This window comes from Streptomyces albidochromogenes (assembly GCF_005981925.1).
Classification (GTDB): domain Bacteria; phylum Actinomycetota; class Actinomycetes; order Streptomycetales; family Streptomycetaceae; genus Streptomyces; species Streptomyces albidochromogenes.
In genome coordinates this window covers 1-25233 of record NZ_VBVX01000069.1, presented here as the reverse complement: position 1 = coordinate 25233, position 25233 = coordinate 1, and the positions used below count along the sequence as shown (strand labels likewise).

At 73.0% G+C, this 25233-nt stretch carries 21 protein-coding genes; 5 read left to right on the top strand and 16 right to left on the bottom strand.

Features of this window, described 5'->3' with window-relative positions; all coding sequences use genetic code 11:
* Positions 1-33: 33 nt before the first annotated feature.
* Positions 34-1011, bottom strand: coding sequence for a DNA polymerase Y family protein (locus tag E2E34_RS12230; protein ID WP_138901923.1), 978 nt, complete (start codon positions 1009-1011; stop codon positions 34-36).
* Positions 1008-4493, bottom strand: a complete 3486-nt coding sequence (locus tag E2E34_RS12225) for a DNA polymerase III subunit alpha (protein WP_138901922.1) — start codon at positions 4491-4493, stop codon at positions 1008-1010. Before E2E34_RS12225 ends, E2E34_RS12230 begins: the two co-directional genes overlap by 4 nt.
* Before the next feature lie 149 nt (positions 4494-4642).
* Between E2E34_RS12225 and E2E34_RS12220 the strand changes: the two genes are divergently transcribed.
* Positions 4643-5665 (top strand): DUF3533 domain-containing protein, encoded by a 1023-nt coding sequence (locus tag E2E34_RS12220; protein WP_138901921.1) that lies wholly within the window; start codon positions 4643-4645, stop codon positions 5663-5665.
* Positions 5666-5755: 90 nt separating this feature from the next.
* Here E2E34_RS12220 and E2E34_RS12215 read toward each other — a convergent pair whose 3' ends face one another.
* The 4 genes from E2E34_RS12215 to E2E34_RS12200 all read right to left on the bottom strand — a co-directional run bounded on the left by E2E34_RS12215 (position 5756) and on the right by E2E34_RS12200 (position 10653).
* On the bottom strand, positions 5756-6838 hold the full coding sequence (locus tag E2E34_RS12215) for a S1 family peptidase (protein WP_138901920.1): 1083 nt from the start codon (positions 6836-6838) through the stop codon (positions 5756-5758).
* 433 nt (positions 6839-7271) lie between these two features.
* Positions 7272-8174 carry a S1 family peptidase gene (locus E2E34_RS12210; RefSeq protein ID WP_138901919.1) on the bottom strand — a complete coding sequence of 301 codons (903 nt, stop codon included), beginning with the start codon at positions 8172-8174 and terminating at the stop codon, positions 7272-7274.
* 295 nt (positions 8175-8469) lie between these two features.
* Positions 8470-9261 carry a DUF1684 domain-containing protein gene (locus E2E34_RS12205; RefSeq protein WP_138901918.1) on the bottom strand — a complete coding sequence of 264 codons (792 nt, stop codon included), beginning with the start codon at positions 9259-9261 and terminating at the stop codon, positions 8470-8472.
* Between the two features lie 171 nt (positions 9262-9432).
* The gene (locus E2E34_RS12200; RefSeq protein ID WP_208765217.1) at positions 9433-10653 is read right to left on the bottom strand and encodes a DUF5685 family protein; all 1221 of its coding nucleotides are present in this window, start codon (positions 10651-10653) and stop codon (positions 9433-9435) included.
* A gap of 291 nt (positions 10654-10944) precedes the next feature.
* On the opposite strand from E2E34_RS12200, the gene E2E34_RS12195 reads away from it, so the two are divergent.
* The gene (locus tag E2E34_RS12195; RefSeq protein ID WP_138901916.1) at positions 10945-11385 is read left to right on the top strand and encodes a cell division protein SepF; all 441 of its coding nucleotides are present in this window, start codon (positions 10945-10947) and stop codon (positions 11383-11385) included.
* A gap of 13 nt (positions 11386-11398) precedes the next feature.
* Here E2E34_RS12195 and E2E34_RS12190 read toward each other — a convergent pair whose 3' ends face one another.
* Together E2E34_RS12190 and E2E34_RS12185 are read right to left on the bottom strand one after the other, a co-directional pair.
* Positions 11399-12616 carry an acyl-CoA dehydrogenase family protein gene (locus E2E34_RS12190; RefSeq protein WP_138901915.1) on the bottom strand — a complete coding sequence of 406 codons (1218 nt, stop codon included), beginning with the start codon at positions 12614-12616 and terminating at the stop codon, positions 11399-11401.
* A 125-nt stretch (positions 12617-12741) separates the two neighbouring features.
* On the bottom strand, positions 12742-14490 hold the full coding sequence (locus E2E34_RS12185; RefSeq protein ID WP_138901914.1) for an MFS transporter: 1749 nt from the start codon (positions 14488-14490) through the stop codon (positions 12742-12744).
* A gap of 457 nt (positions 14491-14947) precedes the next feature.
* On the opposite strand from E2E34_RS12185, the gene E2E34_RS12180 reads away from it, so the two are divergent.
* Positions 14948-15997: a phosphatase PAP2 family protein gene (locus E2E34_RS12180; protein ID WP_138901913.1), complete on the top strand. Its 1050-nt coding sequence runs from the start codon at positions 14948-14950 to the stop codon at positions 15995-15997.
* 128 nt (positions 15998-16125) lie between these two features.
* On the opposite strand, the gene E2E34_RS12175 is transcribed toward E2E34_RS12180, so the two are convergent.
* The 5 genes from E2E34_RS12175 to E2E34_RS12155 all read right to left on the bottom strand — a co-directional run bounded on the left by E2E34_RS12175 (position 16126) and on the right by E2E34_RS12155 (position 20784).
* Positions 16126-16341 (bottom strand): I78 family peptidase inhibitor, encoded by a 216-nt coding sequence (locus tag E2E34_RS12175; protein WP_138901912.1) that lies wholly within the window; start codon positions 16339-16341, stop codon positions 16126-16128.
* 416 nt (positions 16342-16757) lie between these two features.
* Positions 16758-17732, bottom strand: a complete 975-nt coding sequence (locus tag E2E34_RS12170) for a helix-turn-helix transcriptional regulator (protein WP_138901911.1) — start codon at positions 17730-17732, stop codon at positions 16758-16760.
* Positions 17733-17795: 63 nt separating this feature from the next.
* Positions 17796-18641: a hypothetical protein gene (locus tag E2E34_RS12165; protein WP_138901910.1), complete on the bottom strand. Its 846-nt coding sequence runs from the start codon at positions 18639-18641 to the stop codon at positions 17796-17798.
* Positions 18638-19921, bottom strand: coding sequence for a glycosyltransferase family 4 protein (locus E2E34_RS12160; protein ID WP_138901925.1), 1284 nt, complete (start codon positions 19919-19921; stop codon positions 18638-18640). The genes E2E34_RS12165 and E2E34_RS12160 overlap by 4 nt, the downstream gene beginning before the upstream one ends.
* 266 nt (positions 19922-20187) lie before the next feature.
* A complete protein-coding gene (locus tag E2E34_RS12155) occupies positions 20188-20784 on the bottom strand; it encodes a LysM peptidoglycan-binding domain-containing protein (protein WP_138901909.1) in 597 nt (198 codons plus the stop codon).
* 252 nt (positions 20785-21036) lie between these two features.
* Here E2E34_RS12155 and E2E34_RS12150 point away from each other — a divergent pair, with 252 nt between their 5' ends.
* Together E2E34_RS12150 and E2E34_RS12145 are read left to right on the top strand one after the other, a co-directional pair.
* Complete coding sequence (locus E2E34_RS12150; protein ID WP_138901924.1) at positions 21037-21828, top strand: DUF8842 C-terminal domain-containing protein; 792 nt, start codon at positions 21037-21039, stop codon at positions 21826-21828.
* 160 nt (positions 21829-21988) lie between these two features.
* On the top strand, positions 21989-22312 hold the full coding sequence (locus E2E34_RS12145) for a hypothetical protein (protein WP_341870214.1): 324 nt from the start codon (positions 21989-21991) through the stop codon (positions 22310-22312).
* Positions 22313-22331: 19 nt separating this feature from the next.
* On the opposite strand, the gene der is transcribed toward E2E34_RS12145, so the two are convergent.
* The 3 genes from der to cmk form a co-directional block, all read right to left on the bottom strand.
* Entirely contained in the window at positions 22332-23792 is a 1461-nt protein-coding gene (gene der, locus E2E34_RS12140; RefSeq protein WP_138901907.1) for a ribosome biogenesis GTPase Der, read from the bottom strand.
* 69 nt (positions 23793-23861) lie between these two features.
* Positions 23862-24449, bottom strand: coding sequence for a lysophospholipid acyltransferase family protein (locus tag E2E34_RS12135; protein ID WP_138896719.1), 588 nt, complete (start codon positions 24447-24449; stop codon positions 23862-23864).
* 53 nt (positions 24450-24502) lie between these two features.
* The gene (gene cmk, locus E2E34_RS12130; protein ID WP_138901906.1) at positions 24503-25210 is read right to left on the bottom strand and encodes a (d)CMP kinase; all 708 of its coding nucleotides are present in this window, start codon (positions 25208-25210) and stop codon (positions 24503-24505) included.
* Positions 25211-25233 lie beyond the last annotated feature (23 nt).

Genomic DNA, 25233 nt, shown 5'->3' with positions numbered 1-25233 from the left:
ACCCCCCGGGACGCACCCCCGCCGACGCGGCCGTCAGGCCGCCAGGGACCCCGGGAGCACCGCGCGCGGCCCGAACTTCGCCCGGGCCCGGTCCGCCACCGCCTCGATCCGGCGCGCCTTGTCGTCCGCCGGGTCGAACGTCAGCTGGTGCGCGGCCTGTTCGGCCGGGGTCAGCCCCTCCGCGCGCAGTGCGACGGCCCGCACCCTGGCTCGTTGCAGGCCGAGGGACGCGTAGAGCCCGTACGCCCCGGCGGTGAGCGCCGCCGAGTGGGCCGTCGGCTCCACCAGGGTCCGGGTGCGGGTGGTGGTGGAGCGGTCGGCGTACCGCACGGTGAGCGCGAGCGAGCGGCAGACCTGCTCCTCGCCGCGCAGCCTGACCCCCACCTCCTGCGCGAGGGAGAGCAGGGCGCGGCGGTGGCGGACCGGGTCCAGTTCGTCGCGGTCGAAGCGCCGTTCGGCGGCGAGCGAGCGGGAGGCCGCGTTGGGGACGACCGGCGTACGGTCGATGCCGCGCGCCCGCTCCTGGAGTTCGCGCCCCGCCCGCGCGCCGACGATCCGCTGGAGGGTGGCGAGCGGTGCGGCGGCGACCCGGCCGACGGTGTCGAGCCCGTACGAGCAGAGGGTGCGGGCCGTGGCGGGCCCGACGCCGAGGAGCGAGGCGACGGGTTTGCGGCCGAGGTACTCCGCGGCCGCCTCCGGGCCGCCGGGTACGACCAGCGTCCGGCCCGGCGGCGCGTCCCGCGCGGCGGTCCTGGCCAGCAGCGGGTTCGCGCCCACGCCGATCGTGCAGTCGGCGCCGCAGTGCGCGAGGGCGCGCACCCGCAGCAGGGCGGCGAGCCCGGCCGCGTCCCGCCCGAAGTACCGCTCGGCGCCCCGGACGTCGACGAGCGCGCCGTCGGGCGGGAGCGCCTGGACGACGGGGGTGATGTCCTCGATCAGCCCGAGCAGGGTGGGGAGCGCGGCCTCGGACAGCTCGGCCCCTGCGGCGTGGAAGCGTACGTAGAGGATCATCCCGCACTCCCCGGGCTCGAATGCCACAACTTGCGGCCGGTCGGGACGCCTTCGCCCGCCGGCTGGAGGTCCGCCCACGGATTCATCTCGTACCCGGTGGGCAGGTGGATGCGCCGTCCGCCGTCCGCCTCTCCCGCCTCCGCTTCCGCCGGCTCGGCGGGAGCCGCCAGCCGCGCCGCGACCGCGTCGAGTCCGCCCGTACGCCGCAGCTCCACGAGCTCCGCGAGGTTCCAGGCCGCCGACCCGACCACGCTGAAGCTGCGCGGCCCGCGCCGCTGCACCACTCCGCGCACCAGCAGGAGCCAGGAGTGGAAGACGGTGTGGGCGCACGTCGCGTGGCTGTCGTCGAAGAAGGCGAGGTCGACCAGGCCCGTACCGTCGTCGAGGGTCGTGAAGATGACCCGGCGGCCCGAGCGGATCGGCGGGGTCTGGGTGGCGGCCTTGGCGCCCGCGACCAGGACGGTCTGGCCGTGCTCGGCCATCCGCAGCCGCTTGGCGGAGGTCGCGCCCAGCTCCTTGAGGAAGCTGTAGTGGTCCCCCATCAGGTGCCGGGAGGCGTCCATGCCGAGGACGCCGAGCTCGGCGCTGAGGCGCTCCGCCTCGCTGAGGTCGGGGAGCCCGGCCGGGGCGGCCTTCTGGCCCTCGCCGAGGAAGAGCTGCCCACCGGACGCGCCCGAGGTCCGCTGCCCGGACCGGAGTTCGGACAGGTGGAGGAGCAGGTCGCGACGGTTGGCGCCGAACGCGTCCAGCGCGCCCACCTGGGCGAGCCGTTCGGCGACCGGCCGGCTCGGGTGGGCCCGCTGCCACAGGTCGAGCAGCGAGGAGTAGGGCCGGCCCGCGACGATCCGCTCGGCCTCGGCCTCGCTGATGCCGTGGACGTCCATCAGCCCGAGCCGGATTCCCCACATCCCACTAGAAGGTCCTTTAGCACCCTTTTCGCCAGACACCAGTTCGATCTGGTGGGCGGCCGCCGACCGGTTCACGTCCAGCGGCAGCACGGGCACCCCGCGCCGCCGCGCGTCCGCGAGCAGCAGCCGCTTCGGGTACATGCCGGGGTCGTGCGTGAGCAGCCCGGCATAGAAGGCGGCCGGGTGATGGACCTTCAGCCACGCCGACTGGTAGGTCGGCACGGCGAAGGCGACCGCGTGCGCCTTGCAGAAGCCGTACGACCCGAACGCCTCGACGATCTCCCAGGTACGGGCGGTCACTTCGGGCGAGTAGCCCCGCTGCCCCGTCCGCTCCGCGAACCAGGCCCGGATCTGCCCCTGCGCCTGCGGGTCGGAGAGCCCGCGCCGCATCTGGTCCGCCTCGCCCCGGTCGCAGCCGGTCATGATCCGCAGGATCTCGATGATCTGCTCGTGGAAGACGACCACGCCGTACGTCTCGCGCAGCGCGTCCTCCAGGTCCGGATGCGGGTAGCGGGCGGGCGCGCGGCCGTGTCTGGCCTCGATGAAGGGCCGCACCATGTCGGCCGCGACCGGGCCCGGCCTGAAGAGCGAGATGTCGACGACCAGATCCCCGAAGGTCGCGGGCTGGAGCCTGCCGACCAGGTCGCGCTGGCCCGGCGACTCGATCTGGAAGCAGCCGAGGGTCTCGGTCGAGCGGATCAGGCCGTACGTCGCCGGGTCGCCCTGCGGCACCTGCTCCGGGTCGTCGAGGTCGAGCGTCACGTCCGCCGCCCGCCGCAGTTCCGCCACCGCGTGCGCCATGGCCGACTGCATCCGCACGCCCAGGACGTCGAGCTTGAGCAGCCCGAGCTCCTCCACGTCGTCCTTGTCGAACTGGGACATCGGCAAGCCCTCGCCGCTGGTGGGCACGACGGGGGTGCGGCGCAGCAGCGAGGCGTCGGAGAGCAGCACTCCGCACGGGTGCATGGCGACCCCGCGCGGCAGCGCGTCCAGTGACTCGACCAGGTCCCACATCCGCCCGTACCGGTCCTTGTCGGCGGCCACCTCGCGCAGTTCGGGCAGCTCCTCCATCGCGGCGCGGGCGTCGCGCGCCCGGACGTGCGGGAACGCCTTGGCGATGCGGTCCACCTCGGCCGGGTCCATGGACAGGGCGGCGCCCACGTCCCGTACGGCGTGCCGCACCCGGTACGTCTCGGGCATGGCCACGGTCGCGACCCGCTCGGCGCCGAAGCGGCCGATGATCGCGCGGTAGACCTCCAGGCGGCGGGCGGACTCGACGTCGATGTCGATGTCGGGCAGCGCGGAGCGCCGCTTGGACAGGAAGCGCTCCATCAGCAGGTGGTGCTCGACGGGGTCGGCGTGGGCGATGCCGATGAGGTGGTTGACGAGCGATCCCGCGCCGGAGCCGCGCGCGGCGACCCGGATGCCCATGCTCTTCACGTCGTCGACGACCCCGGCGACGGTGAGGAAGTACGAGGCGAAGCCGTGGTGGGCGATGATGTCCAGCTCGTGGTGCATCCGCTGCCAGTACTCACGGGCCCGGGGTCCCCGGTCGTAACCGCGCAGCAGCATGCCGGCGGTGGCCCGGGACGCCAGCACACGCTGGGCGGTGCGGCGGCCGGCGCCGACGAGGTGCGGCTCGGGGAAGTGGACGGTGCCGAGCCCGAGGTCGTCCTCGGGGTCGACGCGGCAGGCCGCGGCGGTCTCCTCGGTGAGGGTCAGCAGCCGGTGGGCGGCGGCGCGGCGGTATCCGGCGGCCTCCGCGACCAGCTCGGCGGTACGCGCCATCTCCTGCGCGCCCTTGAGCGAGCGCTCGCCGCTGTCGAGGACGCCGCGCGGGTCGACGGGAACGAGTCTGCGGGCCGCGTCGAGCACGTCGGCGACCGGCCCGAGGCCCGGGTCGGCGTACCGCACGGCGTTGGTGAGCACGGGGGCCACGCCCTGTTCGGCGGCGAGGCCGAGGGTGCGGGCGGCCAGCCGCAGCGAGCCGGGGCCCGTGCCCGTACGGCCGTGGTGGACGACTTCGAGGCGCAGGGCGTCGCCGTAGATCTCCCGCCAGGGCGCGAGCAGGGTGGCGGCCCGGTCGGGGCGGCCGGCGGCCAGCGCGCGGCCGACGTCGGAGCCGGGGCCGAGGAGCACGGTGAGCCCGTCGCCGTGGTTGCGGTCCCAGTCGAGCACGGGGTTGCGTCCGCCGGCCTCGTGGGCGGCGGTGATCAGCCGGCAGAGGTCCGCCCAGCCCGCCGCGCCGTCCCGGGCGAGGAAGGTGGCGCGGGGCGCGGACTCGTCGACGAAGGCTCCGCCGCGTACCGGCGTGCGCCGGCGCTGCGTACGCCCCTCCTCGTCACGGTCGCGCCCCCCGGGGCCGAGCGCCAGCTCCGCGCCGAAGACCGGGCGGACGCCGGCCTTCGCGCAGGCCCTGGCGAAGCGGACCGTGCCGGCGACGGTGTCGCGGTCGGTGAGGGCGAGGGCGTCCATGCCGTGCTCGGCGGCACGCGCGGCCAGGCGTTCCGGGTGAGAGGCGCCGTAGCGCACGGAGAATCCGGAAACGGTGTGCAGATGCGTGAACACGGGCATCGCACCTCCTGAATCCCCTGGATCAATCCTGTCTCACCTCCCCCATCTCCACCATAGACCAAGTTCGAACGTGCGTGCGATACGCGTGCCCTCAGCCATTCGGACCGGCCCCACCTGCACAAACACCGCAGGCCGCCGAGCGTGAGGGCATGACCTTCCTCGACGAGGTGAAGAACGCCGTCACGCCACGGGCCGCGCTGCTCGTCATCGGCGTGCTGGCGCTGCAACTGCTGTTCATCACGTCGTACGTCGGGGCGCTGCACCACCCGAAGCCGAGGGACGTCCCCTTCGCCGTCGTGGCGCCCGAGCAGGCGGCCGGCCGGCTCGTCCAGCAGCTCGAAGGGCTGCCCGGCGACCCGCTGGACCCCCGTACGGTCGCGGACGAGGCCACGGCCCGCCGGCAGATCATGAACCGCGACATCGACGGCGCGCTGATCGTCGACCCCGCGTCGGACACCGACACCCTGCTGGTCGCCTCCGGCGGCGGCACCGTCCTGTCCTCGGCCCTGACCGCGCTCACGAACAAGATGGAGGCGTCCCGGCAGCGGAACGTGCGGACCGTGGACGTGGCCCCGGCGTCCCCCCAGGACTTCGACGGGCTCTCCGCCTTCTACCTGGTCGTCGGATGGTGCGTCGGCGGCTACCTCTGCGCCTCGATCCTGGCGATCAGCGCGGGCGCCCGGCCCGCCAACGGGCAGCGGGCCGTGATCAGGCTCGGCGTCATGGCGCTCTACTCGATCGCGGGCGGGATCGGCGGCGCGGTGATCGTCGGCCCGGTCCTCGGCGCACTGCCGGGCAGCGTGCCGGCGCTGTGGGGCCTGGGCGCGCTGGTCGTCTTCGCCGTCGGCGCGCTCACGCTGGCGCTCCAGGCGCTGACCGGCATCGTGGGCATCGGCCTCGCGGTCCTGCTGGTGGTGATCGCGGGCAACCCGAGCGCGGGCGGCGCGTTCCCGCTGCCGATGCTGCCGCCGTTCTGGGCGGCGATCGGGCCGGCCCTGCCGCCGGGGGCGGGCACGTGGGCGGCGCGCTCGATCGCGTACTTCGAGGGGAACGCGCTGCTCGGGCCGTTCCTGGTCCTCGCCGCGTGGGCGGTGGCCGGCAGCGCGGTCACGCTGGCGATGGCGGTACTGCGCAGGCCGGCCGCGCCGGACACGCGTCCGTTCGGGGTCTGACGGTCCGGATGCCCCGGGCGGCGTGCGAAAGGCCCCGCCCGGTACGCGGCGTACGCGCGCACCGGACGGGGCCTCGTGGCCGGTCCGGGGTCAGCCGATCTCCGCGCCCAGCGCCGCCAGGGCCGCCGGCACCGGCTGGAAGAACGTCTCGCCGCCCGACGTGCAGTCACCGCTGCCGCCCGAGGTGAGGCCGATCGCCGTGTCGCCCGCGAAGAGCGAGCCGCCGCTGTCGCCGGGCTCGGCGCAGACCGTGGTCTGGACGAGGCCGTTCACGATGTCGCCGTTGCCGTAATTCACCGTCGCGTCGAGCGCGGTGACCTCACCTTCGTGCACCTGCGTGGTGGAGCCGCTGCGCGTCACCTTCATGCCGACGGTCGCCTCGCCCGCCTTGGTGATCGGCTGCGTGCTGCCGTTGTAGAGGTTGACCTCGCTCGGGTGCTCGACCCCGTCGTCGTACTTCACGAGCGCGAAGTCGTTGCCGGGGAACGTCGAGGCGGCCATCGTGCCGAGCGCCCCGCCCGTGGAGTCCGTCCACTGCGTGCCGGTCTGGCCGCAGTGGCCTGCCGTGATGAAGTGCGGGGCGCCGTCCTTGACGACGTTGAAGCCGAGCGAACACCGCCCGCCGCCGTTCAGGATCGCGTCGCCGCCCGCGATGAGGGGCTTGAACTCCCCGGCCGACTTCTTCAGTTCGGCCTTCTGCCCCAGCGCGCCGACGACCTTCTCCAGCTTCGCCCATTCCTCGCCCTTGACCGTACGGTCGGCCGTCACGACGACCTTGTTGGTGACCGGGTCGGTGGCCCACGAAGTGCCGGGAATGGTGGCCTTCTCGGTGAGGGTGCTCCGCACGGCCTTCAGTTCGGCGAGGGAGTTCTCGACGATTCTCGCCTTGCCGCCCGCCTTCCGTACGCCCTGGGCCGCCGCCTCGTCGACGACGTTGACCACGAGCGCCTTGGACTCGCTGTCGTAGTACGCCCCTGCCGCGTCGCCGCCGAGGACCGAGTCGAGGTCCGAGGCGAGCTTTCCGGCCCCCTTCGCCGAGAGCGTCTTGACGGTGTACTGAGGGGTTTCCTCACTCGCGTTCGCAGTCTGGAAGGTGACTCCCGCCACGACCAGCGCCGCGATGCCTGCTCCCGCTGTCGCCACACGCCGCTTGGCTATGCGTCGGTGCTTCACGTAATGACCTCCTGTGGGGGGTTTCGGACCCGCGAAGTGGGGGGCAGATCCGAGTACGCCCACTATTCCGAGGCCGATCGTCCGCACACAAGGTCGACTTCAGGACGCGCACACGACAACCTCCGCACGCCCTCGATGTCTTTACACGCCAGGCGCCGCCTGTGCCGGTCGCGTTCGCGAACACCGCGTGCGATCACTCGGGCAGCAGCGGGTGAGGACTAGTCCTGTCCGGTACTCGTCCCTGCGGACCGGATTCCGGCGGCGCGCGTACGGATTGCGGCAACGCGCGTTGCGAAAAGACGGGTTGACCCGTCCCGGATCAGGGAGGCGACAACCCTGTCCCGGCCGCCCGGTGGTGCACAGCGGTGAGTCCCCGCCCGGTTCGACCGGACGGGGACTCACCTGAAGCCGGTTCGTCCTCGGACAGGGGCTCCTAGTAGACGCTGACTCCGTACGCGCTCAATGCTTCGGTGACCGGCTGGAAGAAGGTCGTGCCGCCGGAGGAGCAGTTGCCGCTGCCGCCCGAGGTCAGACCGATGGCGCGGCTGCCGGAGTAGAGCGGGCCGCCGCTGTCGCCGGGCTCGGCGCAGACGTTGGTGCGGATCATGCCGTAGACGATGTCGCCGCCGCCGTAGTTCACCGTGGCGTTGAGACCGGTGACGGAACCGCTGTGGGTGCCCGTGGTGGAGCCGCGGCGGGTGACCGACATGCCGACGGTGGCGTTGGCGGCGCTGGTGATGTCCTGGTTGCCGACGGTGCCGGGGTGCGAGAGCGAGGTGTTCGCGTACCGCACGAGGCCGTAGTCGTTGCCCGGGAAGCTCGATCCGGCCGTCGGGCCGATGCTCGTGGTACGGGAGGAGTTGGTGTACCAGGGCGGGTTGCCGTCGGTGCAGTGGCCGGCGGTCACGAAGAAGTACGTACCCGCGCTGTTGCGGACGTTGAAGCCCGCCGAGCAGCGCCAGCTCGTGGCGTAGATCGCGTCGCCGCCGGCCAGCAGCTTGGAGAACTTGCCGGGGGTGCGCTCGACGCGGATGGCGGACGCGTTCGCACCGGCCTCCCGCTTGATCTTGGCGATCTCGGCGGCGGAGACCGTGCTGTCGGCCGTCACGACCAGGGTGTTCTTCGCCTTGTCGATGTGCCAGGCGGTGCCGGCGACATCGGCTTCGAGGACCGCGTCACTCGCGGAGGCGAGCTGGTTGGCGCTGAACGTGCCGGCCGTGTCGGCGCTGGCGCTCGGTACGGTGAGTGCGGCTGCGGCGACGAGACCTGCCGTGACGGCGATCAGGCGGGACCGTCTGGCTGTGCCATTGCGGGGGGTAGTGCGCTTGATCCTCACTTTTCGTTCCTCCCGAGGGAAGTAGGGGGCCCGCTCGTGGGGTGAGCAGGGTCCGTGAGGCGCAGTCAGAGAACCCGTCCGAATTTCGGACAGGTCGTGCTCCTGACAAGCGCTTCTCGGGAGTATTCGGGGCGCCAACAGCGCGCGCAAGGGCGCCTTTCGGCCGCACGCGCGGCCGCGCACGGCTCGCGGCCCCGGCGGCCCGGGGGCCGGCGGGGCTGTGCGGCGCCGCCCGCCGCGCCGTGGTCGGGTGGTCGGGGTGCGGGGCGTGGCGCCGGTCCGCCGCTGGGACGGGTCAGCGGTCGATCCGGTTCCGCTCCCCCGCCGGGACCGGGACCGGCAGAGTGTTGCCCGGCGGCGGGAACGGACAGATGAAGTGGTCGGCGAAGGCGCACGGCGGCAGCATCGCCCGGTTGAAGTCGACCGTCACCGTCGCGTCGGCGGCGGGCGCGGGCGGCCGCAGGAAGCGGAAGCGGTACGAACCGGCTCCGCCGGTCGCGTCCGCGAAGACGGCCCACAGCGAGCCGTCGTCCTCGACGGCGACCTGGAGCGTGTGCTCGGCGCCGTCGATCTCGAAGGCGATCTCCCCGGCGAGCCCGAGCCCCCGCTCGCGCCCGTCCGCGTTCTCGACCCGGACGGTGGTGCGTCCTTCGGCGTACGGACGGAACCGGCCCGCCAGGGCCCACCTCGCGTCGTACGGCGTCACCTCCAGGCCCGCGAACGCGCGCCGGGCCGACGACCCGGGGTCGAAGACCCGGACCGCCCACAGCCCTTCGCGGCGCAGGACGACCAGGCGCCGTCCGGCGGCGGCGACGCGGGACTCGGGGACGGGCCCGGTGTCCGCGGTCAGCCGGACCCCGCCGGTCACCGGCTCGCCGTCGACCGTGATCCCGTCCTGCGGCGAGGCGGTCAGGAGGACCTCGTCACCGACGGCCGCCCACCGGCCCGGTACGCCGGGAACACGGCCTTCCGGGTGGTCGGAGAGCCAGTGCGTGCCGGTCAGCGAGAGCGGGCCGTACGGCGCGCGGACCGTCGCGGCGCGCCGCTCGTGCCAGTGCTTCCAGTCCTGCCGGGGGTCGGTCCTCATGCGCGCCACCCTTCCACACGCGCGCCGCGGGGGCGGGGAGCGCGGGAGCCGCCACCCGCGTCGGACACGGTTGCCGCCGCCTGCGCGCGGACGCCGGCGCGGACCACTCGCGTCGCACCTCCTGCTTGGGCGCGGACCTCTCGCGCACCGCCCGCGGGCGTCCCTCCCGCGTCAGCAGTCGCAGCCGCAGCATTCGCAGCAGTCGCAGTCGCACTTGTGGCAGAGGCCCTCGCGCTTCTTCCGCGACCAGGCCCCTTCGTACTCCGACGCGCAGCAGAGCTTGCACGTGCAGCACAGCCCGATCGCGACGGCGCACCCCGCCCAGAAGCCGCGCCGGCCGGGCCTGTGCGGCTCGCCCGTGAAGCCGGGCGGCATCCCACCGGGGCCCCCGGGCACGCCCGGACCGCCGTAACCGCCGCCCGGAGCGCCGGCCCCGCCACCGCCGTAGGGGTTGTTCGAGCCGTACGGGCCACCGCCGCCGTGACCGGCCCCGGGCGGCGTCCCGTACGCCTGGACCTGGCCCTGGTGACCGCAGGCCGCCGTGCCGAACGCCCGGTCCACGGAGCGGCTCAACTCGTGCGCCAGCAGTACGTGCGCCAGCCGGGCGTCCGTGAAGGACGCGTCGCGCAGCGCCAGCCGTACGCCGTGCACGGCGTCGTCGCACAGGCGGCGCGCCTCGGCGAGCGTGGTGCCCGTCGCGGTCAGCGGGTTCCACGCACCCGACGCCGCGTCAGTTTCCAGGTCCTCCACGGCGTCCAGCAGGTGCGCGAGCCGCCCGAAGAGCCGGCCCGCCTCGGCGAGCGGTGCCGCGTTCTGCGGCCTGCCCGCGAGGACGGCGGTGTGCGCGAAGGCCGCCGCGGTCGCCGTCTCGGCCGGTTCGGTGACCGTCAGGACGGAGGTGCCGGGCCCCGCCAGCGCCTCGATCCCGGCCTGCCGGTCCACCGCGTCGACCAGCAGCGCGGTGTCGAAGCCCAGGGAGGCGCCCGTACGCGCGCCCGCCCTGTCCCAGCCCGCGGCGACCCGCCGGGCGGCCGCCGCCACCGGCCGGCGGGCCAACAGCCCGTCCCGGTCCGCGACGTGGTCGCGCATCTTCGCCGAGGCCAGGACGAGCGAGACGGCCGCCGCGAGCCTGGCTCCCTCGCCCTGGGCGACGGGCGCGGTCCGCATCGCGCGCAGGGGGCAGGGCCCGGCCGTGCGCCGCCATCCCGTGGCCCGCTCCGACTGAGCCTCCGTCAGAACCGAGACGATCAGCCCGTCGTAGTTGGTGACGACCCTCGCGAACTGCCCGTGGTCACCGCGAAGTGCCAGGCACAGCCCGCACAGATGAGCCGTCCACTCGGTCCTGAGCACCTCCGAGAGCCGATGACCGCACGGCCTGACGATTCCGAACAAGGCGCTCCCCCGAGAGTTGTTGAACAGTGCGGCCCGCATCGTACCGAGGCGGTCGCGGGCCCCCCGGGTTCACCCGTCCGTCCCCTTCCTCACCCGTGTGGCCCGACGGTCCTATTTTTCACTCTGTCAGCAGCCTGACAGGGGTGGAACCTTGACGAATCGCCACAACTTCTGCACCAGTACCGTCACGAATCCCCTGCGCGGCGGCTATCCACTTGGCGCGTAATCCGCATGATGGACGACGATAGGGGGAGCGGTACACAGACCGACCGCGGTGAAAGGAGGCGTCCCATGGGATCGGTGCGCAAGGCCAGTGCCTGGCTCGGGCTCGTCGAGGACAGCGACGACGACCGCTACTACGACGACGAGTACGCCGAGGGAAGCAACGAGACGGCCGAGCCCTGGGTCACGGACCCGCGGGTGAGGGCGGTTGCCGAGTCCGCCGAGGACAAGAGCCCCAGGATCGCCACGGTCACCCCGGACGGCTTCCGGGACGCGCGTGGCATCGGCGAGCTCTTCCGGGACGGTGTCCCGGTCATCATGAACCTCACGTCCATGGAACCCTCCGACGCCAAGCGCATCGTCGACTTCGCCGCCGGCCTCACCTTCGGCCTGCGCGGTTCGATCGAGCGCGTCGCGAACCGGGTCTTCCTGCTGAGCCCGGCCGACACCGAGGTCGTCAGCGGTGAGGCCGCGGGCCGCGAGACGAACGGCTTCTTCAACCAGAGCTGACCGGCAGGGCCGCTCACCGGAAGGCGTCCAGGCCGGTGAGCGCCTTGCCCAGGACGAGCTGGTGCATCTCGACGGTGCCCTCGTAGGTGAGCACCGACTCCAGGTTCGTCGCGTGCCGCATCACCGGGTACTCCAGCGAGATCCCGTTGGCACCGAGGATCGTCCTGCTCGTGCGGCAGATCTCGATCGCCTCCCGCACGTTGTTCAGCTTGCCGAAACTGACCTGCTCGGGGCGCAGCCGCCCCGCGTCCATGCGCTGCCCGAGGTGGTGGGCGAGCAGGATGCCCTTGTGGAGCTCGACCGCCATGTCGGCGAGCTTGGCCTGGGTGAGCTGGAAGCCGCCGATCGGCCTGCCGAACTGCTCGCGCGTCTTCGCGTAGTCGACCGCGGCCTCGAAGCTGGCGCGGGCGGCGCCCATCGCGCCCCACACGATTCCGTACCGCGCGTGGCTCAGACAGCTCAGCGGCCCCTTGAGCCCCGTGACCTCCGGCAGTACGGCGTCGGCCGGCAGCCGCACCTCGTCCATGACCAGTTCGCTGGTGACCGAGGCGCGCAGGGACCACTTGTGCTTGATCTCGGGCGCCGAGAAGCCGGCGGCGTCGGTCGGCACGACGAATCCGCGGATGCCGTCGTCCGTCTGCGCCCAGACGACGGCCACGCCCGCCACCGACCCGTTCGTGATCCACATCTTGCGGCCCGTCAGCACCCAGTCGGCGCCGTCCTTCTTCGCGTACGTCCGCATCCCGGCCGGGTCGGAGCCGTGGTCGGGCTCGGTGAGGCCGAAGCAGCCGATGATCTCGCCCGAGGCCATGCCGGGCAGCCAGCGCCGCTTCTGCTCCTCGGAGCCGAAGCGGTGGATCGCGTACATGGCGAGCGAGCCCTGTACGGAGACCAGCGAGCGGATGCCGGAGTCGGCGGCCTCCAGCTCCAGGCAGGCCAGGCCGTACTGGACGGCGGAGGCGCCGGCGCAGCCGTAGCCCTCCAGGGACATCCCGAGGGCGCCGATCGAGCCGAGCTCGCGGGCCAGTTCGCAGATGCCGGGGAGTTCGCCGCGCTCGTACCAGTCGGCGATGTGCGGCAGGACGCGGTCGGCGGCCCAGGCGCGGACCGTCTCGCGGACGGCGAGGTCCTCGGGGGCCAGCAGATCGTCGATGCCGATCGGGTCGCCGGGGTCGAACGGAGGCAGCTTCGGACGCTGCGAAGACTGCGGAAGCTTCGAGGTGTCGGACATTCCTGGCCCTCCGGCGGTGCTCGGCTCACGGTCGAGGTGGTGCGAGGTGGTGCGTGCTGTGCTGCGCCGTGCGACCGGCGTAAAACTAGCGGTGGTAGTTACGGCGCGCCGCCGACGTTACGGGGTCAGCGAGCGGCGCGTCCAGACCCGGCGTGCTCGGCGTGCTCCCGCGAGGCCGGGAGCCTCACCTGCGGCAACGGCTCGCCCCCGTACTCCTTCTCCGTGCCCTCCTTCTCCGCGCCCCCCGCACCGCAGTCCATCAGCCGCGGCAGCCTCAGCGCGGCCAGCGCGCCGAGCAGCAGCAGTCCCGCGCTGACGAAGAGCGTCACGTGCAGGCCGTGGACGAAGGCGTGCCGCGCGGTGAAGCGCAGCGCGTCACCGGCGGGCCCGCCGATCCGGTCCGCCACCGTGTACGCCTCGCCGAGCGAGTTGGCCGCGCCCGCGCTCTGCGCCGGGGAGACGCCGGGGATCCGGGCGACCCCGGGCGCGTAGGCCGCGTTCATGACGCTGCCGAGCAGCGCGATACCCATGCCGGCGCCGAGCTGGTACGAGGTCTCGCCGATGGCGGCGGCGCCGCCGGCGTGCTCGGCCGGAGCCTCGCTCAGCATCGACTCGTACGCGCCGAACAGCGTGGTCTGGAGCCCGAAGCCGAGCAGCACGAAGCCGGCGGTCAGCAGCGCGGGCCGGTCGTGCTGCCCCATCAGGGTCAGTACGAGCACGGCCGCGGCGGTCATCGCGAAGCCGCACGAGACCATCGCGCGCGGGCCCAGGCGCTGGAGGGTGTACGAGCCGGTGGCGCCGGCCGCCATCGCGGCGAAGGTCAGCGGCAGCAACCGCAGCCCGGTCTCCAGCGGGCCCAGTCCGAGCACCAACTGGAGGTACTGGACGGCGATCAGCTCCAGACCGACCAGGGCGAGCATGGCGAGGACGATGCAGCCGACGGACGTGGAGAAGGCGGGCCTGGCGAACAGCGTCACGTCGATCAGCGGCTGCGCCCGGGTCCGCTGGCGCCGTACGAACAGCACGAGCAGCGCGGCGCCGACCAGCAGCGGCAGCAGCGTCTTCGCGTCGGCGACTCCCTCGCCGCCGCCGGCCCGCTTGACGCCGAGGACGACCCCGAGCACACCGGCCGCGGCCATCAGCGCGCCGAGCACGTCCCACGGGCCCTGCCCGCTGCCCCGGGACTCCGGCAGCAGCCAGCGGCCGACGGGCAGGATCAGCGCCATCAGCGGGATGTTGATGAGGAAGACCGAACCCCACCAGTAGTGCTGGATGAGGAAGCCGCCGAGAACCGGTCCGGTGGCGGCTCCTATGGCCGCGACCGCCGTCCAGATGCCGATGGCGACGGCGCGCTCGCGCCGGTCGGGGAAGACCTGGCGGAGGATCGACAGCGTCGCGGGCATGATCATCGCGCCGCCGACGCCGAGCAGGGCGCGGGCCGCGATCAGGACGTGCGGGCCGTCCGCGAAGGCGGCGAGCGCGGACGCGCCGCCGAAGAGGCCGTAACCGAGCAGGAGGACGCGGCGGCGTCCGACGCGGTCACCGAGGGTGCCGAAGAGGATCAGCAGCGAGGCGCAGACCAGCGGATAGGCGTCGACGATCCAGAGCAGCTCCATCGCGCCGGGGCGCAGGTCCTCGGAGACCGCCGGCACGGCGATGTGCAGGATCGTCGCGTCGAGCGCGACCAGCAGGAGGCTGACGCACAGGACGACCAGCACGGCCCACCGGTTGCCGGGAGCGGCCCGTACGGTTCTCAGGGGCCCCGCGGCGCCGGCGCGTTTCACGGCCTTCGCGGGCCGCGCGGCCCTCGCACCCGGCCGGTGCCCGGGGGCGTCCGCAGACCGCTGTGTTCCGGCCGTGGTCGTCCCTGACATGTACGTCCCTCCCAGTGGCGCATCCCTCGCGCTCGGCGGACCGGCGGGAACGGCGTTGTCCAACGTCCCCGCGGGCCCGGCATCGACGGGCGAGTGAGCCGTCAGAGTACGCGAGTTCACACCCGGGTCGCGTGGTGCACCTCTCACCAGGGCGAACGGCCGGGTGTGGTGTGCGCCACGTCACGCCGGGCCGGCCGGGGGCCCGTCCGGGACCTCCCGCGATCCCGGGATGCACGTGAGGGAGCGGGAAATTCCGTGTTGAGCTCCGGTGAACACAATTCATCGACACCCATTCACTCTTACGAGCGGGCCCCCGAATGAATTGCGCAGCGGACCTTCCCGCTTTCCCGAACGGCCTGGAATTACCGCCTCGGTGAGACACACCCCACATCACATCGTCATCACAAAGATGCCGGATGGGCCGGGCTTGTCGCTCACTCGCTGTAACGTCGATTCAGTGCGTACCGACCGAATCTTTGCCCGGCTGGACCGGGAACCGGAGCCGCCGAAGATAGAGATCCCCGGGATGAGCCGTACCCGTACGGCGATCTTCGGTTCGACGCTGGCGTTCTACATCGCCATCGTCTGGGCCGTGCTGATCACGTCCTGGCTGGTGGCTCTCGACTGGAAGATCATGCTGTTCCGGCCGTACGAGCAGTGGCCGGAACTGCACCCCTTCCTGGACTACTTCGTCGTGCTCGGGCAGCGCGGCCCCACCGCCGTCATGGTGGCGGCCTGGCTCGGCTGGCGCTCCTGGCGCCAGCACACCCTGCGCCCGCTGCTGACGCTGGGCACCTCGCTGCTCCTGCTGAACGTGACGGTGGGCGCGGTGAAGCTAGGCCTCGGCCGGCGCGGCCCGCACTACGCGACGGAGATCGGCTCGGCCGAGATGTTCGCGGGCGGCGATATATTTCCTTCCGGTCACACCGCCAACGCCGTGGTCACCTGGGGCATCCTGGCGTACATGGCCACCACGCCGCGGGCCAGGCGCTGGCTCTCGGTGCTTTCCGCCGTGGTCGCCCTGGGCGTCGGCGCGACCACCGTCTACCTGGGCACCCACTGGGTGAGCGACGTGCTCCTCGGCTGGGCCGCGGGGCTGCTGATCCTGCTGAGCCTGCCGTGGTTCGAGCCGCTGATCGGCCGCACCGAAGCGTGGATCTTCACGGTGCGCGAGACCTGGCGCGACCGCCGGCGGCTCGGCGCCGCGCGGCCCGCACCGGCCGGCGGACGGCTGTCGCCCGGTCTCTTCCCGCAGCGCCACCCCACCGCCCGCAGCGTCGCGCAGGCGGACGGCCCCGCCCGCGAGCCGGTGGCCGCGGGCAGCGCCGGACGCTCCCCCGGCGGCGCCAGGGCCGCCGTCCACCTCACCCAGCGGCCCCACGCGGCCCACACGGCCCGCTCGGAGCGGACGCCCGTCACCCCGGCGGGCAGCCGCAGGCCGCCGCACGCCGACCGTACGGGCGCGGCGCGCCCCGGCACGTCGCCCCGGCCGGTGGCCGGCGGCTGACGACCCGCAAGGCCGCGGGGGCGGTACGCACAGGCCCCTCCCCGCGCCGAAGGCCCCGGCCGGCTCCATCGGAGTCCGCCGGGGCCTTCGCCGTACCTGCCCGTGTCCGCCGGGCCGGACCGGGTCGCTCAGCCCTTCCAGCAGCGGACGACGGTGTCCTTGTCGACCTCGAAGTTGAGGCGGCCCGCCAGGTACTCCATGGTGATGATCGAGCCCGGCGCGAGCGCTCTGACGGTGGTCCAGCCGCGCTCCCGGGCCAGCCGCTCCGCTCCGGCGGCATCGAGGCCCACGTACGCCTCGGGGGCGTCGTCGGGCTGTGACGAGGGGGTCGGTAGAGGTGACATGCCCCTCACCGTAGGCCGCCGGGGACGGGGACGGAAGTGCCGGGCCCGTGCGGTGAGTCGCCGCCTCCTATACCTCAGCGGTCACACTTGTGTCACAGGATCACGACAGCCGTTTGGCATGATCACCGTCACCCAATAGGGCACTCACTGCCCCGCGGGACGCAAATGAAGCACCCCTCCAATCATCACGCAATAGCAGATTCTGAATTCATTCCCGGCGCCCCTCGCGCGCTCCCCGAATTCCGGGCCGCGCGCTCCCGCCGCACCGCTGACGGGTCGTAGCGAATTCACGGTTCCCCCACATAATCCGCACCCGCGGAGCTGAGTCGCCGCGGCCCCGGGTACGTATCCGGCCGCCGTACGCACCCTGTCGCGGCGGGGCCGGCGCGGGCGTCAGGTGTCCGCGGCCGCCCAGGTCACTCCGGCCCGCCTCGATCCAGAGTGCGTGCGAGGAGATCACGGGCCGACCGGATCCGCTCCGTGAGCTCGGGCGGCTCGATCACCTCGAACTCGAAGCCGAGCAGCATGATGTGAATGACCAGCACGTCGAGGCTCGCCGCCCCGGTGCGCAGGAGGCAGCTGCGGTCGTCGACCGCTTCGAGCACGCCGTCGCTCGGCGAGACGGCCTGCCGCGCCTCCTCCAGCGGCGCCAGCAGCCGCACCACCGCCTTCGCCGCGTACACCTTGGTGGACACGCCCCGGGAGACGTACGCCGCGAGGTCCGCGGCCGGCGGATCGCGCGGCTCGAAGCGCGGGCCGTGCGGCGGCGTGGGCGTGACCCGGTCCACCCGGAACGTACGCCAGTCCGAGCGGTCCAGGTCCCAGGCGACGAGGTACCAGCGGTGCTCGGTGCACACCAGGCGGTGCGGCTCGACGGTCCGGCGGGTGGAACTGCCGCCGTGGTCGCGGTACTCGAAGCGCAGCCGCTCGCTGTCCCGGCAGGCATTGGCCAGTTCCGTCAGGACGGAGGCGTCGACGGTGGACGCCCCCGGGCCGCGCAGCATGGGGACGGTGAAGGCGTTGAGCGCGCCGACGCGGCGGCGCAGCCGGTTCGGCAGCACCTGTTCGAGCTTGGCCAGCGCCCGTACGGACGTCTCGCCGATGCCCTCGATGCCCTGGCCGGCGGCGGTGCGCAGGCCGACCGCGACGGCCACGGCCTCCTCGTCGTCGAGGAGCAGCGGCGGCAGCTCGGCGCCGGCGCCGAGCTGGTAGCCGCCGCCCGTGCCGGGACTGGCGTTGACGGGGTAGCCGAGCTCGCGCAGCCGGTCGACGTCGCGGCGCACGGTGCGCGGGGTGACGCCGAGCCGCTCGGCCAGGCCGGGGCCCGTCCACTCGCGGTGGGCCTGGAGCAGCGAGAGCAGGCGCAGCAGACGTGCCGAGGTCTCCAACATGGGGCGAGTGTGCCAGGGCTTGAGGACAGCTACGGTCCTCGGGCCCCGGCGGGCTCCTCGCCGCTATCGCAGGGTGTCGAGGCGCACGCTGAGGTCGTTGTCGACGGTGAAGTACGGGTACGCCGTCGTCGGGCGGGTCACGCGCGACCCCTCGACCGGCAGCACCGGATAGCGGAAGACGCCCTTCTTGTCCCAGACGTCGTCCAGGATGCGCCCGATCCGTATCCCGGCGGCCTGTCCGGGCTCCGCCTCGGCGGGGCACAGCCACAGGTCCCACAGCCGCTGTTCGTCGCCGCGCCCCTCGGCGAGCGGTTCGTAGTCCAGGGTGAAGGTGAACGTGCCGTCCGGCCGGACCGTCACCGGCACCCGGTGCACGTCCTTGCGCGCGCCCCGCAGCCGGGCCTCGGCGACCGCGCCGCTGTCGAGCCCGGCGCCGTACAGCCGCCCCTCCAGTGTCATCGCCCCGTGCGAGAAGCCGATGGTGCCGGCCTCGGCGTGCGGCGCCCGCAGCCAGCAGCGCACCGCGAGCCTGCCGTCGACGGTCGGGTACGGGATGCGTACGGCGACCTGGGTGCGGTGGGGGTCGGGGGCGCGGTCGACGAGCGAGCGCAGGTCCCTGATGCCGGGCTCGATGCGCTGTTCGGCGCTGTCGTCGCCGTGCGTGGTGAACGCGTCCCAGCGTCCCTCGGCCAGCTCCACCGTGCTGGGCAGCACCGCCCGCAGGCGGCCCTCGCCGGTCGGCGTGAGCGGCAGCCGCACGACGTCCGCCGCCGTGGTCCCGCCGCGCCGCCGCAGGACGAGCACCGCGCCCGGCGACGCCTCACCGACGATGTCGAAGGTGATCCCGCCTGCGGAGTCCGCGATGCAGTCGGCGCGCGGCGGCTCCGTGCGGGTCGGGGTGGTGTTCATGCGGTCTGCCCTTTCCGGAGCACGGAGGCGGCCTTGTAGCGCAGGGAGTATGCCCCGTCGAGTACCGCTCCCCGGGAGGAGTACAGCGCGTCGTGGATCCGGCTGCGCGAACGCCCGTTGCCGCCGCGCGAGACCAGTTCGGCGAACAGCGCCTCGTGCCGCTCGGCGATGTGTTCCGGGTCGAAGCGGGCCGAACTCGCGAGGGCGGCCGCCCCCATGGCGCGGCGCTGTTCGTCGTCGTTGATCAGGCCGAGGAGTGCGTCGGCGACCGCGCCGGTGTCTCCGACCGGCACGAGGCGTCCGTCGCGGCCGTCGGTGATGATCTCACGCGGACCGTGCGGACAGTCGGTGGACACGACCGGCAGGCCGGAGCGCATCGCTTCGACGATGGTCATGCCGAAGGACTCGTGCTCGGAGGTGACGGCGGCGATCGAGCCCTTGACCCACTCGGGTTCGATGGGGCTGGCGGGTCCCATCAGGAAGACGTGGTTGTGCAGGCCGAGTTCGCCGATGAGGGCGTGCAGGGCGTTCTTCTCGTTGCCGCTCGCGTCGCCGCTGCCGTAGATGCGCAGCCGCCAGTCGGGGCGGGCGGCGACGACCTTCGCGAAGGCCTCGACGAGCAGGTCGTAGCGCTTGACCCGGGTGAGACGGCCGGCCGCCACGACCCACTTGGCGTCGTGGTCGGCCGGTGCGACGAGGGGCGCGGGCACGCTGTTGGGCACGGCCTCGATCCGTACGCCCGGCAGCTTGAGGCGGGTGCGGTAGGCGTGGGCGTCGGCCTCGGTGACGGTGGTGACGGCGTCCAGCAGGCCGTAACGGTGACTCAGTTCCCGGCGCAGCCGGTAGCTGTGGCCGGCGAGGGTGAGGTGCTCCTGGCCGACGCGCACGGGGCCGCGCCTGGTCTGGCGGGTGATGTGCACGTTGAGCCCGGGGCGGGTGCCGACGACGACGTCCGCCTCCGTGGACTTCAGGTGCGTGGCGATACGGGCGTCGGTCAGGCGGCTGTACTGCTTGTGGCGGCCGTCGCCCACCGGGAAAACCTTCGCGGGGAGCTTGAACCGCTCGTCGCCGCCGTCGTATCCGTGGCTCTTCTCGCGCAGGTCCACCAGGTAGTCGAGCCGTACGCCGGCGGGGGCGCCCAGCTGCGGCTCGTCACGGTGACGGAAGACGGAGACGATCTCGACGTCGTGCCGCTCGGCCAGCGCCTGGGCGAGGTTGAACGTCGTACGGATCGTGCCCCCGATGCCGTACGCGTTGTGGAGCAGGAAAGAGATGTGCATACGACGACGCGACCCCCAGATCTTCAGCGGACCGGTCATGTCCGACTGCTTTCAGAAATGGACTGTACTGGGCGGAAACTGATCGGTCTGAGCCGCATCAAATCGTTCTAATACGGTTGCGACATCGATAGCACAAGCGCGCAACCAAACCCCCGCTCCGCGCATCAGGGCGGGTAGGAATCAGCAATCCGCGCGCGGAGCAGGGCTCTTGACGGTGGGGCACGCCGCGACGCCCGCGCGCGGGGCCCCGCGCGCAACGCTCGCCCTCAGCGGGCGGGCGTCACGACCGGCGTACGCGCTCCCGCGTCCTTCGCCGGCGGGACGACCAGCGTCATCCCGGTGCGGATGCGGTCCGGATCGCGGCCGACGGCCTTCGCGTTGGCCTCGTACAGCGCCTTCCAGCCGCCCTTGAGCCGGTAGCGGCGGGCGATCGAGGCGAGCGTGTCACCGGCCTTCACCACGTGCGCCCGCCCGGACAGCCCGTAGCGCTTCGCGCAGACCGGCCACGCCTTCCAGCCCTGGTTGGCGAGTACCTTCTGCGCCACCTCGATCTGCTCCGCCCGGGTGGCGAGGTCGGCGCGCGGGGCGTACGCGAGCCCGCCGTGCTCCACCCACGTCGGCTGCCAGAACTGGAGCCCTCCGTAGTAGCCGTTCCCGGTGTTGATGTGCCAGTCGCCGCCGCTCTCGCACTGCGCGAGGCAGTTCCAGGGACCCTGCTCGGCGCTGCAACCCCCGGTGCCGGGCACGGGAGCGGCGCCGGGCGCGGACGGCGGCGACACGGCCCGCGCGCCCGTCGGACACAGGGCCAGCAGTACGGCGAGCAGGGCGACCGGCACAGGGCGGGACTGCGGCAGCATCGGCATCGCGCCACGCTAAGCAGCCGCCCCCGCCGTGCTCCGCAGGCCGCGCGACGGGCCCCGAAGCCCCACCCGGTCGGCCGACCGGAAGCCCGCCGGGGACCCGGTGCGCACCCACCGCGCGCCGGCCCTCGCGAAGAGGGGCGAGCCGGTTCGATTCTGTTCCCTTCTTGGCGTGACCCCGGCGACAGCTCACCCGTTGTCTTCTTGACGAGCCGGGAACCGCCCGGCACCCGCACCGAGTCCGAGGAGTCCCCCGTGCCGCGCATGCTCGACGTCAGCGACGACGTACGCGCCGAGATCGGCAACGAAGAAGCCGACCGCCTGCTCGCCGGCGAGAACGCCCCGGGCAGTTACGACTGCACCTCCTGCCGCACCCAGGGCGACTCCGAACTGGAGCGCACGAGCACCGTCCTGTTCATCGGCGACGAAACAGCCGTCCTCGCCTTCGCCCACGCCACCTGCATCCCCTCGCAGGTCGTCCAGGTGGCCGAGGACCAGCTCCAGGGCGCCGTGCGCAGCATCACGGGCGGCGGCCCCGACCTGCCCGGCGCCGAGGAGTTCGGCGGCGCGCCCGGCCAGGCCGTGCTCGGGATCACCAGCGGCCTCGTCCTGATCGACGGCCAGCTGCACCCGGCCCTGGTCGTCGAGCCGACCGGGCCCGTCGCCCGCCCCGGCTCCGACCGGACCACCGACGAGTTCCTGTCGCTCGTCACCGAGCAGGGCTTCAAGCCGGTCGCCGACATGAACGACGTACCCGCCGCGCTGCCCGGCTGGTCCGTGCTGCTCGCCATGGGCCAGCTGCACGCCGTGCTCCAGCCGGGCTCCAACGGCGGGAACCCGGTCTCCTGGTGGCAGGCTCACCAGCCGCTCCAGGTCACCGACGGCTGGCGGACGGCGGCCAACAAGTCCAGCACCGTCCTCGTCTACACCGCGCCCGCCGGTTCGATCGGCCAGCAGCCGCGCGAGGACCTGCTGCGCAACGCGCTGGAGCGGGCCGCCGCCCGGGGCGTGCTGGCCGCCGCCGCCATGCCGCTGGCCGGCACCTGACCGGCCCGGGCCGTCCGGCGGGCCCGTGCGGACCGCTCACCCCCGCCGAGCAGGGAATTCCCTGCTCGGCCCGCATCCGACGGGCGCTGGGGTCGTTGGCACATACGTGCACTCATACGACCCCTCACGCCATCAGCCGTACCAGAGCCAGATCCCCGCGATGCGTCCGTCGCGAGAAACCCAGACCGACCACTCGCACACCCCGATCTACGACGCGCTCTACTCGGAGTACCGCAGGTCCTTCCGGGCGCTGCCCGGCGACCGCACCGGCGAGGAGGATCTGGGGTTCACGGGCTTCTCGTCGGGACCGCGCCACGGCCAGGGCTCCACGAGTCACACCGGCCAGAGCACGCACGGCGGACACACCGGCTACTGGCGGGTCACCAGCAGCGACAGCAACACCACCCCCCACAGCAACGGGCGGCAGCACACCGGGAACCACTTCCCGGCCGCGCTGCCGCCCGCTCCCCGTAGGGGGTTCTAGGCCGCTGGGGGTCTTGGCGTCACTTCTTGCGGCCGCGCTTCTCGCGCACCCGCACCGAGATGTGGATCGGCGTGCCGTCGAAGCCGAACTCCTCGCGCAGCCGGCGCTCGATGAACCGCCGGTAGCCGGCCTCCAAGAAGCCGGAGGCGAAGAGCACGAACCGCGGCGGCTTGGCTCCCGCCTGCGTCCCGAAGAGGATGCGGGGCTGCTTGCCGCCGCGGACCGGGTGCGGGTGGGAGGCGACGATCTCGCCGAGGAAGGCGTTGAGCCTGCCGGTCGGGATGCGCGTCTCCCAGCCGGCCAGCGCCGTCTCGATCGCCGGGACGAGCTTCTCCATGTGCCGGCCGGTCTGCGCCGAGACGTTCACCCGCGGCGCCCACGCCACCTGGGCGAGCTCCGTCTCGATCTCGCGCTCCAGGTAGTAGCGGCGCTCCTCGTCGAGGGTGTCCCACTTGTTGTACGCGATGACCAGCGCGCGGCCCGCTTCGACGGCCATGGTGACGATCCGCTGGTCCTGCACGCTGATGGACTCACTGGCGTCGATCAGTACGACCGCCACCTCGGCCTTCTCCACGGCGGCGGCGGTACGCAGCGAGGCGTAGTAGTCCGCGCCCTCCTGGAGGTGGACGCGGCGGCGGATGCCGGCCGTGTCGATGAACTTCCAGGTGATGCCGCCGAGCTCGATGAGCTCGTCGACCGGGTCGCGGGTGGTGCCGGCGATCTCGTTGACGACGACGCGGTCCTCGTTGGCCACCCGGTTCAGGAGCGAGGACTTGCCGACGTTCGGGCGGCCGATGAGCGCGATCCGGCGCGGGCCGCCGACGGCCTGGCCGAAGGTCTGGGCCGGGGCCTCCGGCAGGGCCTCCAGCACGGCGTCCAGCATGTCGCCGGTGCCGCGGCCGTGCAGCGAGGAGACGGGGTGCGGCTGGCCGAGGCCGAGCGACCACAGGGCGGTCGCGTCCGCCTCGCCGCTCAGGCCGTCGACCTTGTTGGCGCAGAGCACGACGGGCTTGCCCGCCTTGCGCAGCAGGCGGACGACGGCCTCGTCGGTGTCGGTGGCGCCGACCGTGGAGTCGACGACGAAGACGACCGCGTCGGCGGCCTCGATGGCGTACTCCGCCTGGGCGGCGACCGACGCGTCGATGCCGAGGACGTCCTGCTCCCAGCCGCCGGTGTCGACGATCTTGAAGCGGCGGCCCGCCCACTCGGCCTCGTAGGTGACGCGGTCGCGGGTGACGCCCGGCTTGTCCTCGACGACGGCCTCACGGCGGCCGATGATGCGGTTCACCAGGGTCGACTTGCCGACATTGGGGCGGCCGACGACGGCGAGGACGGGCAGCGGGCCGTGGCCCGCCTCGCCGATGGCACCCTCGACCTCTTCGGGGTCGAAGCCCTCCTGCGCGGCGAGCTCCATGAACTCCGCGTACTCGGCGTCGCCAAGTGCTCCGTGCTCGTCGCCGGAGTGAATCTGGTCGTTCATGAAGTCCGTTCCTCGTTCATCATCATCGATGGACCACCCGATGCGCGCGGTCCACTACTCAAGTCTCGCCTAGCGCCCGGTGAAGCGCCTGGCACTTTCCAGGTGGGCGGTCAGCCGCTCCTGGATTCGCACGGTGGCCTCGTCCAGGGCCTTGCGCGTACGCCGTCCGCTGCCGTCGCCGGCCTCGAACGGGTCGCCGAACACGACGTCCACGCGGCCGCGCAGCGGCGGCAGCCCGCGTATGAGCCGGCCGCGCCGCTCGGTGCTGCCGAGCACCGCCACGGGGACGATCGGCGCCCCGCCGCGCACGGCGAAGTACGACAGCCCGGCGCGCAGCGACGCGAAGTCGCCCTCGCCCCGGGTGCCCTCGGGGAAGATCCCGAGCACGCCGCCGTCCGCGAGGACGCCGAGCGCGTTCGAGATCGCCGTACGGTCGGCGCTCGCGCGGTCCACCTTCAGCTGACCGATTCCGCGCAGGAACGGGTCGAGCGGGCCGACGAACGCCTCTTTCTTGATCAGGAAGTGGACCGGCCTGGGGGCCGTCCCCATCAGCATGGGCCCGTCGATCATGTGCGAGTGGTTCACCGCCAGGATCACCGGCCCGCTCACGGGCACCCGCCAGGCGCCCAGCACGCGCGGCTTCCACAGCCCGTACATGAGGCCGATGCCGATGCCGCGCCCGACCGCCGCACCACGCGATGTGGGTGCGGTCACTTCGCGGCCCGCTTCCCCTCGACCAGGGTGACGACGCACTCGATGACCTGGTCCAGCGTGAGGTCGCTGGTGTCGACCTCGACGGCGTCGTCCGCCTTGGCGAGCGGCGACGTCTTGCGGCTGGAGTCGGCCGCGTCCCGCTTCAGCAGGGCCTCGCGGGTAGCGGAGACGTCCGCGCCCTTGAGCTCACCGCTGCGGCGGGCGGCGCGCGCCTCGGGAGAGGCGGTCAGGAAGATCTTGAGGTCCGCGTCCGGCAGCACGGTCGTCCCGATGTCGCGTCCCTCGACGACGATGCCGAGCGCTGCGCCCCTGGCGATGGACCGCTGGAGCTCGGTGATCAGGGTGCGCACCTCGGGTACGGCGCTGACGGCGCTCACCTTGGAGGTGACCTCCTGGGTGCGGATCGGCCCGGAGGCGTCGATCCCGTCGACCGTGATCGTGGGGGCGGACGGGTCGGTCCCCGAGACGATGACGGGCTTGCCCGCGGCGTCCGCGATCGCGACCGGGTCCGTGACGTCGATGCCGTTGTTCAGCATCCACCACGTGATCGCCCGGTACTGGGCGCCGGTGTCCAGGTAGCTGAGCCCGAGCTTGGCGGCGACGGCCTTGGAGGTGCTGGACTTGCCCGTGCCGGAGGGGCCGTCGATGGCGACAATCACTGCTGCCGGGGCGGTCCGGGCGGCGGTTTCCACGGTGTAGGACACCTTCCTGGTTCACGGGCTTGGGC

Excerpts from the sequence above, each read along its gene's own strand:
- E2E34_RS12230 (WP_138901923.1), bottom strand. The coding sequence starts at position 1,011 with ATGATCCTCTACGTACGCTTCCACGCCGCAGGGGCCGAGCTGTCCGAG.
- E2E34_RS12225 (WP_138901922.1), bottom strand. The coding sequence starts at position 4,493 with ATGCCCGTGTTCACGCATCTGCACACCGTTTCCGGATTCTCCGTGCGC.
- E2E34_RS12220 (WP_138901921.1), top strand. The coding sequence starts at position 4,643 with ATGACCTTCCTCGACGAGGTGAAGAACGCCGTCACGCCACGGGCCGCG.
- E2E34_RS12205 (WP_138901918.1), bottom strand. The coding sequence starts at position 9,261 with ATGAGGACCGACCCCCGGCAGGACTGGAAGCACTGGCACGAGCGGCGC.
- E2E34_RS12195 (WP_138901916.1), top strand. The coding sequence starts at position 10,945 with ATGGGATCGGTGCGCAAGGCCAGTGCCTGGCTCGGGCTCGTCGAGGAC.
- E2E34_RS12190 (WP_138901915.1), bottom strand. The coding sequence starts at position 12,616 with ATGTCCGACACCTCGAAGCTTCCGCAGTCTTCGCAGCGTCCGAAGCTG.
- E2E34_RS12185 (WP_138901914.1), bottom strand. The coding sequence starts at position 14,490 with ATGTCAGGGACGACCACGGCCGGAACACAGCGGTCTGCGGACGCCCCC.
- E2E34_RS12175 (WP_138901912.1), bottom strand. The coding sequence starts at position 16,341 with ATGTCACCTCTACCGACCCCCTCGTCACAGCCCGACGACGCCCCCGAG.
- E2E34_RS12170 (WP_138901911.1), bottom strand. The coding sequence starts at position 17,732 with ATGTTGGAGACCTCGGCACGTCTGCTGCGCCTGCTCTCGCTGCTCCAG.
- E2E34_RS12165 (WP_138901910.1), bottom strand. The coding sequence starts at position 18,641 with ATGAACACCACCCCGACCCGCACGGAGCCGCCGCGCGCCGACTGCATC.
- E2E34_RS12160 (WP_138901925.1), bottom strand. The coding sequence starts at position 19,921 with ATGCACATCTCTTTCCTGCTCCACAACGCGTACGGCATCGGGGGCACG.
- E2E34_RS12155 (WP_138901909.1), bottom strand. The coding sequence starts at position 20,784 with ATGCCGATGCTGCCGCAGTCCCGCCCTGTGCCGGTCGCCCTGCTCGCC.
- E2E34_RS12145 (WP_341870214.1), top strand. The coding sequence starts at position 21,989 with ATGCGTCCGTCGCGAGAAACCCAGACCGACCACTCGCACACCCCGATC.
- der (WP_138901907.1), bottom strand. The coding sequence starts at position 23,792 with ATGAACGACCAGATTCACTCCGGCGACGAGCACGGAGCACTTGGCGAC.
- E2E34_RS12135 (WP_138896719.1), bottom strand. The coding sequence starts at position 24,449 with ATGTACGGGCTGTGGAAGCCGCGCGTGCTGGGCGCCTGGCGGGTGCCC.